Origin of the sequence: Sphingobacterium faecium (assembly GCF_003054045.1) — a bacterium.
GTDB classification, from domain to species: Bacteria; Bacteroidota; Bacteroidia; order Sphingobacteriales; family Sphingobacteriaceae; genus Sphingobacterium; species Sphingobacterium faecium.
In genome coordinates this window covers 437,843-448,981 of record NZ_QBKH01000003.1, presented here as the reverse complement: position 1 = coordinate 448,981, position 11,139 = coordinate 437,843, and the positions used below count along the sequence as shown (strand labels likewise).

The window sequence follows — 11,139 nt, the reverse complement described above, 5'->3', positions numbered from 1 at the left end:
AAAACACACAAGTATTAACCAACTTTTAACTCTTTTATAATGGTATTTAACCAATTGTTACTGATCGCGAATCTCCTAAATGCCAAATATTCTAATTTTGGATTTTCAGAATCTGACTTAAAATTATTTAAATTTGTTTTAAGTGCAACTAATTGATCACTAATGCTCTCATTATTTAATAACGCATCGCGGACATTTTCTCTGAATCGATCTAATATGCCTCTTCGCCAATCATTAAGGATTTCTCTATCCACTTTACATATTGAAATAGTGTATTTAAATCTCTTATCTTCTGAAGATATTTCACCTTTCTGATTAAAGACAATTTTTCCTTCAGGATCAGTTACCTCAGGATTAACTAGTTGTGGAAACTCCTTGAGATCATAATTTGCAGACAAAATATTTATAGCCTTTAGATTATTATCATTATTAACAAAGCTGACTTTAGCACCATCTAATTCAAAGTTATTCCCTTTATATTCATTGCATAGAGAACAAGCCATTAATAAATTGTCCCATGAATATGCCAACCAATAATAAATTGATTTTGGTCTATAATGCTCTACGTGATATTGTTCAATTATTTGTTCACAAAATGCACATTTATTATTATAAATTAACCTTAGAGCTGTCTTAATATCTGTTAGTTTGTATCGTGTATTATATACATCCGTGTCGATATAACTTCCTTTTTCAATCAATTCAGTTCGTCTTTGATGTGTAGTCTTAGATGGACCTGGAATGGGGATTACTTTCCTACCAACTCTATCCTTAAAAAACTCTAAATACGGGGGTATTAATGACACAGGTAAGATGGTAAGATCTTTATTCAGTTTTATCATTTCTATCTAACTCCTCATTCATGATTAGATTAATTAAGTCATCAATTTCTTCGTCACTGATGAATTTTTTTCCTTCTTTTCTTTGTAGAGCTAACCTTTCATCTAACTTCAAGTTAATTCGGTGTAACAAATATGAATCACTGGTATCTGCTGTGTCATTCTTACTATCAAGCCGAGCCGATTCTAATCCAAATAAAGATGATGTGACGAGCGTGTTCAGCATCATGTAATTAAGATCTTTACGAAAGTATGTATCAGTAACTCTAGTTATTCCATCCTCTTGATTTCTATATACTTTGAATATGACGGAATCTTCCGAAGCTCCTTGAATAATACTTGGACTATGTGTTGTAAAAATAAATTGAATATTTTTAAAAATATCTCTTAATTTCCGAACAATAACCTTCTTCCATTTAGGATGTAGATGTAAATCGATCTCATCTACAATTACTACTGCTGGTATTTTAAAAATATCTTCATTCGTTGTGACAAGTTTCTGCAATCTATATAACAAATCAATAACAAAAACTGTTACACTTTTGTAACCTTCAGATAATTGTTCAAACTTTAATCTCCTCCCTTTTTCAAAGAAATATAAATCCGTACCTTCAAAGACTACTCTTACATTTTTTTCCAAAATATCAAAAATGATATCTTTAACCATATCAATGGATGCATATATACCTTTTTCATTTTGAAGCTCGAGGAATAATTGGTCTTTAAGCCATTTCTCTGGACTTATTAACATTTCATTAGAATCAAATAACGACATAAAGCCGTACTGTTCAAAATTATCATTAGTGGATCTTCCTCGATGTGTTCCATAAGCAAAAATATTTTTTAAATATCGATCTTCACCATTTGAATCCATTCCACTTAAAATTAGCGATGGGTTATCTTTTAAAATTTCCCTAATTTTCCCGGTTCTCTCTTGATCAGTTTGCTCTAGTACGAAATCTTTGTTAAATGCAAGATATAAAGCCATTAGTATTAAAGATTTTCCATCTCCATTTTCACCAACAAAATAAATCTCTTTTGACGATCCAAAATCCAGATGAATGGGATCCACTATACTATAAAAATTTTGAATTTGCACATTTTTTATATAGGGAAAATCCTTTTTTACATTAACTTTTGTTGCTTCATAACTTTCTAACCAGGATAAGAAGTAATCTCGATCACAGCTGAAAGTTTCATATAATTTAAGTTCATCAATTAAGCTTATGTAATTAGTATAGTCTATCTTAAAAGTCGAGATTCGATTAAGCCGTTCAATAATAACATTTCTAAAAATATTACCAACGTTTTTATTTAACAAAATCGTCGTAAAATCATAAGGAACCTTTTCTTTTCGTCTAAAAATAGGCTTTGATGCTCCAGACTCAACTAAACAACTACGTATATTAGTATACATCTTACCCTCTTCCACATTGAATTCACCAATCATAGGACTCACTGCAGAGTCCCTAAATATATTTAATACTTTGTGATGAGTAAGAATTAAAGCAAAAAGACCAAACAAACGTTTTTCGTTTGGATATTTAAGAATTTCAAACCAATAATCAGGAATTTCGTCATCTAAAGAATCAACTCCCAAAAATGATTTTAAAATAGCGGTATTTAACTTAGAATCTTGATTAACATAACTTATCAAAGTTTCCTTATCAAACAATATATCTAAAACCTGAACTATGTCAAATTTAGTCCACGAAGTAGTTAATTTACTTAAATCAAAACTAGGCTGTGTTGCCATTTCTTCGGAAATTAATAATATATTCTTCAACATCATGTTCCTTTTCATCACTTCTCCCCATCTTGCTATGAACATGGCTTTTACTTAATATCTGAACTTTATATCCTGATCCAAATATCTCTTCTCCTAATTTAGTGATTTTTTCTTTAGAAATCATCCCCGTATCGGCGTAGCTTAAACTAATATGTGCTTTACGAGCCTTAACAGCTTTAAACATATTTATAAAAGCATCCTCAACTTTGGTCTTTAAACAAAAAGGTGATTGATGCCGATCTTCTCTATAACGACCTTTATATTTTACTGTTGGGTAGTCATAACGAACTAAAGTTTCTAAAGCGTGATAGAATCTCGAATAATGAACTGATTGATAGGGTGGATCTGCATAAACAATTGTCCCTTCTGGTATAATTCGCAAGCAATCTAAATAATCCATGGTAGTTACTAGATATTTCCTATTCTTAGTACCATTGATCATTGTTATCAATTCCGTAAACTTTCTCTTAAAATAGGGTATAATATCACGCTTACGATATGATAGAATATCATTAAAATTAGAATCCGTTAAATCCCGATATTGAGCATAATGACCAGTACTTTGTGACATATAAGACATGCCAAAAATTAATGATGATAGTATAACATAATATAATGAACTCCCTTTATATTTCTCAGCAACGGCACGAAAAGAATCGATCCATACACACTGTTCATAAGACCAATATGTACCTGAAAAATATTTTGCAAATAAATGAAATCCTATTTTAAATTCATGATCAATCAATTTCCTCTGCTGATTCTCTATCCAGTCGAATTTCTCATAAGTGATGTCTTCTAAATACTTAAATGATAATTCACTGTGAATTTTTAAAAATTCATTTCTATATGATAACGCTTCTTGGAGAACCATATCCAAATCTTCAATAGAAAAGTTTCCATTCAGATCTGACAAATATGTATTTGAAAATATAGCGGAGTACATCTGTACATCATTCGCCATTACATTATATTTATTTTTAAAAGTGCCCGCTACGACGCTGGTGCCAGAAAAGAGATCACAAAACCATTCTGCTTTTACATCCAACGCTTCTATAGCTTCTTGGACAAACCCCAATATTTCCCTTTTGGAACCCATGTACTTCAAAATATGTGGGATCTTAGCTTTAACTTCAACTTCTGTTGCAATTTCTTGTATACTCATTTATAGGAACGAAATTAAGACAAATTAATGGCTTTGCTAGTTTTATTTTTCAAGAAAAACTAACATATTCTTTCAGTAGATTTGTAAATAAAACATAAACTTCAATGTTTACCGAACCTTTAAATTGCGTTATTAAGGTAAATTAAAGGCAAAATGTAATTAAGTGTTAAAAATTTGTTTCAATATTTTCCAATTTAAGTTGCCTCTTCAAACAAAGTTACAATAATTACTAACAATATTAGCTAAGTATTTTATTACATTTTTTATTATTTCAATCAGTATTAAAGATAAATAAAATTTACCAGTACATATATAGTAATTACAGGTTTAACTTTAATGCTTACAATATTCTACCAATTTCTAGAATTTTCTAAAGCACAAAAACTTAAGACTCTTGCTTTAAAATAATTAGATATTAAGCCTTCACGTACTATAATCTAATAAAAAAGGAGATCAAATATATAAAACAACCAAAAAAATGTAAAAAAATTACTAATTACTTCGGATTTATTTTGATTCCGGATGACTACTATGCGCCAAATACCTTGTCCCAAATACGTGATTCTTAAATTTACTTTACTCGAGTAAAATAATAAGTTTATAGGAAGCCTTGCTATATCAAAAAATGGTATACTTCTTCATTCAAAACCTGTCGGTTTTTCTTATCTTGAATACAAAAAGAAAGAATTATTCACAAAAGCTTTTACAATATGATATCGTAAAATATCTTTCAATTTGAATACCGGTATTACACCAATGGCATTGAAATTATTTTCTTCTAAATAAACCTGAAATTAACGATTAGTTGGCAGAATAAAGGTCTTGTGTTCAGACCTCCAACTGTTTTCTTTCTCTTACCATTACGGCGGTTGTGATTCCAAGAAGGTTTATTCACTTGCAGGTTGTTCTCTCTCTGGCTCGTCGTGAATCATTGAATATAATAAATGCTAAATTAAAGGCACCAAAACACTGATATTGGAATATTAGACTCTTCTAATCTTAAAGATTTTACATAGCTTCCACTTTAAAACGTTCAAAACGGCGAAACCCTCTTGAGTTCCTTTAAAAACAAACACGAACGAAAAATCGAATGAGGTCTTTTCTTTCATGACCATGTCGTTTGAATAATTAAATATAAAAGATCTTGTTAAATTATTCCGTTGATATAGTTTACGTTACAGTCTCGTACTTTCCGTTATCAGGACTACATACACCAATAAAAAATAAATAATCGCATGCTCTTGTACTTAATTACTACCATTGGTCATGTTTACTCTGTAAAATTCATATTCATTGCCTTCTTCTTTATATGCGGTCAACAGCCCAAAATAAAGAGTAGAATCGTCTGACCAAAATTCCTGCTCTATTACGCAAAGCCATTTGCCGGTTTTCTTTACAAAGAAATCATTGAGCTCGGCGATCTTTTTAAATTTTCCATTCTCCCTTACCTGAATAAAATGGCTGTAGCATTCCTGCCCTTCGAATACCTTGTTCAATCTGTATTTTCCAGATGGTGATATGGTTACAAAGTTGAGATTTCCTATCTCATAGGTAGTCTGTCCTGTGGACAGATCAAAGCTTACATCCATGGTGTGGCCGCATTCCAACAGCAAAACGTCCTCGGAAGGAAAGTATGAAACGAAAGCACATTCACTGAGGTCAACCTCATTTTGGACAGAATGACCATTCCTGAAATTAATCTTTTTTATACCCAGGTAATTTCCGTGCTCTTCAAATTCTACGATTCCTGCCAATTTTTCCTGAACGATCTTCAAATCTGTAATCTTCTCCAAAGGGATATTTACTTTAGCACTTTGTTTTGCAGAAAGGAATTTTGCACTACTTATTTTTTCTATTGCCAAGTCAATTGTTTGTGGTCTGGACTTAAGGGGTGCCGGCCCTTCATTTGCGACAGATACTTGCCTTGCTTTGGATGGGACACCACGGTTTGTTGTTCCTTTCTGATCACAGGATAGCACCACTATGGACAGAAAAACAATTACTGATATTTTTTTCAAAAACTTACTTCTCATGTGCATTGAAATTTTAATAGCTGGTTCCTTTTAAATATCCATCGGTTATTTCATGTGCCACCCTTACGTTCTAGCAAGGAAACCACCAGTGCATAAAATATACCCTTCCATTCTTAAAAAATATTTTGATATGCCCATCGGAGCTGCCATTTTCATCCTCTTTCAACTGTATGACCCACAGTTTTCCTTCTTTGTCCATGCCCAACCTACCTTTTACGGCTGTCGGAAACAGACGTTGCATATCATCCATGGTAGTGCCTGCATCAATCCTGATACCCTTATAGTAACAAAATAACAACCTATCAAGATATCTTTAACATAGTGATGGAATTTCAAAATTCTAGCGAATTCCCTTTATTAAGAAGGTCACACCATGCATCAAAAATCCTTAAAAGTAAAAGTGTTGACCTCAATGATTGGGTATCAGCTCAAGAGCTTCTTTTACAAATTCCGTTGGATTCGAACGAAGTACAGCGCTTTCATAGCTATCTAAAAGATAATTTATCAAATGATAACTCATATTTTGAAGCTTGGAGCCTTTTTAAAAATTTTGAGCACGAACAACTCGAAAAAACTACGGGTACAGCACGGGAAAATGTCAAAATTAATACTAAACGTAAAAATGAAATTTTATCAGATAAGTATTATTATATGGCGCTTCCCGAAATTCTTAAGGAAGCTGAAAGAATTAATAGAAATGTCGTGATCTATTTTACAGGTTGGGGGCATGTGGATAGTAGAAAACTAGAAGTCTCGTTATTTAACGATATGCAAATAAATGAATTACTTTACGATAAATTCATGTTTGTTACCTTATACACTGACGATAAAACTAAAATCGAAAACTCTCCGAGCCAAAATGAAGATAAGGGAACCAATATGACAGTAGGTAAACGTGGCGAAAAAATTCAAATTCATTATCTAGGTTCTAAGAAAATACCTGCATTTATATTATTGAATACCAGAGGACAATTAATCAGAAGTTTATCTAAAAATATAAATAAAGAAACGCTACGTAGCTTCCTGACAGAAGAATAAGGATGAACTATTATCCATCAAAGCGATATGGAAAGAAGAGCATTTTTAAACAATCCACTCTTGATAAAAGCGATGAAAACCTTGCTAAATCAAAAGCATAGATTAAATTATCGATGACATTTCTACACCAACTCCACCGCCTGAAGCTCTGCCGCAAGACGATGTAACCCATCCTCAATCTTCTTAAGCTGCGGCTGTCGAGGCTTTTTTAAGCCAGAGGAGTAATGTTGCAGCTGACGCTGATTAATGCCTGTAATCTTCTCTAAAGCAGCATTGGTAAAGATCCCCTTGTAATAGGTAAGAAAACTCTCTGCATCGAAGTGATACACAATATGGTATTTTCCTTTTAGAATGGAAGGTATATTCTCTGAAGTAAACTCTTCAGTTATGATTTTAATAGCATCTAAAATGGATTGTTTTGCCTCTTCGACAGTATCCCCTCCGCCATAGATGCCTTCTGCATTCTCTGCATATGCACTAAACATATCTTCACTACGTTCAATAACAATTTTTAAGGTTTTCATATTTTTGCTCCTTTCTGTTTTCATTTAGAATCTAGGGCTTATTTAAGCCGCAGATCCTTCATGATTTTCTTGCGAAGACCTTCTCCAATTTCTTTACTTCCATGATATGGAACTGGGTATGTTCTACCCTCCTTCTCATAAATGTAGTGAGATCCACTCGTGCGGATATGGTTCCAGCCACTTTTTCGCAAAATCTTGTGGAATTCACTTGATTTCATATTGAAACAGATTTAAATGTGAGTGGATAATTTACGCCTTAAACTACCATACACATCTCGAATACCACAATACAAAGGTAGTACAAATACTACCATTATGCAAAATAATATTAAATTTAATTTTAAACGGAGATATTATAACGACTAATACACAATATCTTATACTAAGAATGCATCAAAGCATCATCTTGTCAAGACTGACATCTATTAAAATCTTTTTCAGTTGGGAATTCTCTTCTTCAAGCTACCGCATTTTTCGGATTTCCGAAACTCTTAGATAACCGTATTTCTTCTTCCAGTTGTAGGATGTAGCTTTACTTATACCCATCTTACGCCAGGCTTCCTCCACACGGGTGCCTGTCTCGGACTGCTTGATCGCAAAGGTGACCTGAGCTTCGTTAAACCGACCGATGGGAGCTCATACGAAGTATAATTTCGATCTTTCCATTCTTACAAAAATCAAAGATGTAGTTCTTAGGACGGATACATATAATTGATATTTATAATTAATAGATACACAATTTTATCACCCTATCATACTGTAAAAATATACCAACTCAAAAAAATCCATATCGTGCTAGATGTGGATTTATAATTAACTCTATTGACTGTTACTCACTTGATCGATCTGACGCCAATTTTAAATTACACTGAGCTTTTAATTCATTTACTAATGTTAATGCTGTGAACAAATTGAGCAATATATCACTGATTACGTGTTTAAACTTAATCGAACAGATATAGCGACAATTATTGGAGTCAACAGAGTCTTTATTACAAATGTTGAGAATCCATCTAATGGAGCAGTTAATTTTAAAACAAAATGGTAAACCTTTTCCTTCAATAGGAATTCCAAGAAAATTTAAGACATTCAAATTATCAAAGGCAAATGAAAAAGATCTTAATCCTGATTTTTTTTACGCTCCTTAATTAAAAAATCACGTTGATCTATATTGTCACTTAACAAAACTATCTTCTGACGCTTGACTTCAGGTAAATTTAAAAATTGACATCATTACATCTATGCAACTATTGCAATCCAAGTGAGAAAATCTTATAAATAATCAGTAGCGTCCTTTATTTGGAACGATAAGAGATTGAAACATTCTTCAAACATCCAAAACGAAGACTAAAGGTCACCAGTTTTGTGGGCACATCCCAAAATGCAGTGTACATCCAGATATAGACGGCATTGATCGGAATATTGCTCTAAATATAGTCAGAAGCGGGCGAAATACAGCTGGAATCTGTCCATTATGGTCAACTTTATTAAACATAATATCTTCGTCAAGATTGATCTCTGTAAATGGGCTGAAGACCCCTTTATTTCAGGTAAATCGCTCGATAAAAAAGGTCAGTTTACGCTATTCTAAACCGAACAGAGAGGTACATTTAGTGTTAAAAAATAAAATCTTTCCTGAAATAGCGATGAAGACGGTTTTTTTCGTGCCAAAAAAATTATTTAAGACGCTACTGATATATATGTCAATTTTATTTGAAAAAATATTTATTTATATTTAATAATATATTTATTTTTATAAAACAACAACTTAAATGACCAATATTTCCATAATACCATGCTTTCATGCGTAAAGAATCCAGGAAAAGAAAAGGTTTCACATCTGAAACTGAATGGAAACAATTTCATTATTCTGACCAACGCATTAATAGCTAAAAAATAAGATTAACAACCCCTTAAATATTTAATTATGAGAACAAACAAAATGTGGCTATTTCTGGCCTTTCTACTAACCATTTTTTTCGGATGCTCCCGGATGGAAGAAAAAACTCTACTGGAAGAATCCGAAAGAATCCTGAGAGTCAACACCAACAACGATGCTTCTGCATTGGCGGTGACACCACCCCTGCATGTCGGCGGCAGGCACCTCAAAGACCCCTGCGGCAATAACGTCGTCTTACATGGGGTTGCCATAACACCCAGTCCCTGGTTCAATGGCTGTCAATATGGTGCGAATTCAGGCTACTGTACTTGGGACAATTATAATGTGCAGGGGGCTCTGAACTATAACAAAGCTGTCATGGACAAGCTCAGCAGCACTGCTGATGGCTGGCACCTCAATTACATCCGCCTTCACATTGACCCATATTGGACCAATAACCCCGGCTCGCCTATCCCTGAGAACGATATCTCAAGATTCAATTATAACCGTTTGGTTACCTACACTGATCAAGTTATTATTCCTTTGATCAACCATGCACGAAGCCGAGGTATGTATGTAATCCTACGTCCTCCAGGTGTATGCCCACATCGTATCGCAGTCGATGATGCGTACCATAACTACCTCAAGACTGTATGGACTTTTCTCTCCCAACACCCCGGACTGAAGAATGCTGACAACGTAATGTTTGAACTGGCCAACGAACCTGTTGAGATCCTGGGAACAAACGGCACATGGGGAACAACGGGGAATGCGCACTTTGCAGCACTCAAAAACTTCTTTCAGCCATTAGTCAACATCATTCGCAACAACGGAGCCAACAATATTTGCTGGATTCCAGGTACAGGTTGGCAATCGCATTATCAAGGCTATGTCAATAACCAGATCACCGGTGGTAATATTGGTTATGCTGTTCACATATACCCTGGTTACTGGGGTGGTGTCAACAACTATCAATCCTTCCAAAATGCATGGAATATTAATGTTAAGCCAATTGCAGACATTGCACCGATCGCTATTACCGAGACCGACTGGGCACCGCAGGGATATGAAACCTTCGGCATCGGCACAACCGGCACAGCAGGCGGAAACGGCTTTGGCGCCAATTTAAAATATATTGTGGATCAATCTGGCAATGTAAGCTGGAACCTCCTTGCACCAGATAATCTGCTACACAAGGGTGATCCTAATGCAGGAACAGCCTATAACAACGATTGGGAAGCCTGCGCAGCTCCAAGCAAGCAATGGTTTCAGCAATATGCTGCCTCTAACTATCCTGTTGCAAACTGTAACGAAACCAGCAGTCTGGTCAATAATGGTATTTATGAAATCGAATTTCAGACCGACCCCAACAAAGTACTTGATTTAAAATCCGGAGAGGACATCAATGGTGCAGTATTAAGACCATGGACGAGGAATGGTGCTTCTGCACAGCGGTGGGTTGCCATTAACGCCGGCAATGGCTACTGGCGTTTTGTGTCTAAAGCCAGTGCAACAAATCGCTGTATCGATCTGGCTAGTAACAGTAATACGCTGGGAACTTCAATTCGGCTTTGGCAGAACTATAGCAATGATGCACAGTCCTGGCAGGTAGTCTCCATCTCCAATGGTTATTACAAAATCCTATCCAAAGTGGATGCTACCCGTGGCTGGGATATCCCCAACTGTAGCATGGACGGTAATTCAACCTTACACCTTTGGGATTATTACGGAACATCCTGTCAATTGTTCAAGTTCAAATTTATTGGGATGAACTAGATGTCATAAAGTGTCTATCACTAATTCTGAAAACAAAAAAATAGGATGCATTTTTCAGCATCCTATTTTTTTACAGTAGCGTCCTTTAGATTTGCT

The 11,139-nt window shown here is 34.4% G+C and carries 9 protein-coding genes and 1 pseudogene; 2 read left to right on the top strand and 8 right to left on the bottom strand.

Translation table 11 applies throughout. The features are described 5' to 3' along the window. Positions 1-14 precede the first annotated feature (14 nt). From C8N37_RS10075 to C8N37_RS22785, 5 genes are all read right to left on the bottom strand, one after another. A complete protein-coding gene (locus tag C8N37_RS10075) occupies positions 15-842 on the bottom strand; it encodes an HNH endonuclease (RefSeq protein WP_108158791.1) in 828 nt (275 codons plus the stop codon). Continuing rightward, positions 826-2,595, bottom strand: coding sequence for an AAA family ATPase (locus C8N37_RS10070; protein WP_170114507.1), 1,770 nt, complete (start codon positions 2,593-2,595; stop codon positions 826-828). Before C8N37_RS10070 ends, C8N37_RS10075 begins: the two co-directional genes overlap by 17 nt. Then, entirely contained in the window at positions 2,579-3,793 is a 1,215-nt protein-coding gene (locus C8N37_RS10065; RefSeq protein ID WP_108158789.1) for a DNA adenine methylase, read from the bottom strand. Before C8N37_RS10065 ends, C8N37_RS10070 begins: the two co-directional genes overlap by 17 nt. Positions 3,794-5,040: 1,247 nt before the next feature. Further along, positions 5,041-5,826 carry a hypothetical protein gene (locus C8N37_RS10060; protein ID WP_146171050.1) on the bottom strand — a complete coding sequence of 262 codons (786 nt, stop codon included), beginning with the start codon at positions 5,824-5,826 and terminating at the stop codon, positions 5,041-5,043. A gap of 70 nt (positions 5,827-5,896) precedes the next feature. After that, positions 5,897-6,067 carry a hypothetical protein gene (locus tag C8N37_RS22785; protein WP_170114506.1) on the bottom strand — a complete coding sequence of 57 codons (171 nt, stop codon included), beginning with the start codon at positions 6,065-6,067 and terminating at the stop codon, positions 5,897-5,899. An 83-nt stretch (positions 6,068-6,150) separates the two neighbouring features. Between C8N37_RS22785 and C8N37_RS10050 the strand changes: the two genes are divergently transcribed. After that, on the top strand, positions 6,151-6,864 hold the full coding sequence (locus C8N37_RS10050; RefSeq protein ID WP_108158786.1) for a hypothetical protein: 714 nt from the start codon (positions 6,151-6,153) through the stop codon (positions 6,862-6,864). Between the two features lie 122 nt (positions 6,865-6,986). On the opposite strand, the gene C8N37_RS10045 is transcribed toward C8N37_RS10050, so the two are convergent. The 3 genes and pseudogenes from C8N37_RS10045 to C8N37_RS10035 form a co-directional block, all read right to left on the bottom strand. After that, positions 6,987-7,388 (bottom strand): type II toxin-antitoxin system HicB family antitoxin, encoded by a 402-nt coding sequence (locus C8N37_RS10045; protein ID WP_108159058.1) that lies wholly within the window; start codon positions 7,386-7,388, stop codon positions 6,987-6,989. Between the two features lie 38 nt (positions 7,389-7,426). Then, positions 7,427-7,606: a type II toxin-antitoxin system HicA family toxin gene (locus C8N37_RS10040; RefSeq protein ID WP_186812828.1), complete on the bottom strand. Its 180-nt coding sequence runs from the start codon at positions 7,604-7,606 to the stop codon at positions 7,427-7,429. Positions 7,607-7,784: 178 nt separating this feature from the next. Next, positions 7,785-8,018 (bottom strand): annotated as a pseudogene (locus tag C8N37_RS10035) (transposase); the annotation flags it as partial. A gap of 1,297 nt (positions 8,019-9,315) precedes the next feature. On the opposite strand from C8N37_RS10035, the gene C8N37_RS10030 reads away from it, so the two are divergent. Then, on the top strand, positions 9,316-11,043 hold the full coding sequence (locus C8N37_RS10030; protein ID WP_108158783.1) for an RICIN domain-containing protein: 1,728 nt from the start codon (positions 9,316-9,318) through the stop codon (positions 11,041-11,043). The last annotated feature ends 96 nt before the right edge of the window (positions 11,044-11,139 follow it).

Coding starts and splice junctions, on each gene's coding strand:
- C8N37_RS10065 (WP_108158789.1), bottom strand. CDS start 3,793: ATGAGTATACAAGAAATTGCAACAGAAGTTGAAGTTAAAGCTAAGATC.
- C8N37_RS10040 (WP_186812828.1), bottom strand. CDS start 7,606: ATGAAATCAAGTGAATTCCACAAGATTTTGCGAAAAAGTGGCTGGAAC.
- C8N37_RS10045 (WP_108159058.1), bottom strand. CDS start 7,388: ATGAAAACCTTAAAAATTGTTATTGAACGTAGTGAAGATATGTTTAGT.
- C8N37_RS10070 (WP_170114507.1), bottom strand. CDS start 2,595: ATGGCAACACAGCCTAGTTTTGATTTAAGTAAATTAACTACTTCGTGG.
- C8N37_RS10030 (WP_108158783.1), top strand. CDS start 9,316: ATGAGAACAAACAAAATGTGGCTATTTCTGGCCTTTCTACTAACCATT.
- C8N37_RS22785 (WP_170114506.1), bottom strand. CDS start 6,067: ATGCAACGTCTGTTTCCGACAGCCGTAAAAGGTAGGTTGGGCATGGAC.
- C8N37_RS10060 (WP_146171050.1), bottom strand. CDS start 5,826: ATGAGAAGTAAGTTTTTGAAAAAAATATCAGTAATTGTTTTTCTGTCC.
- C8N37_RS10050 (WP_108158786.1), top strand. CDS start 6,151: ATGGAATTTCAAAATTCTAGCGAATTCCCTTTATTAAGAAGGTCACAC.
- C8N37_RS10075 (WP_108158791.1), bottom strand. CDS start 842: ATGATAAAACTGAATAAAGATCTTACCATCTTACCTGTGTCATTAATA.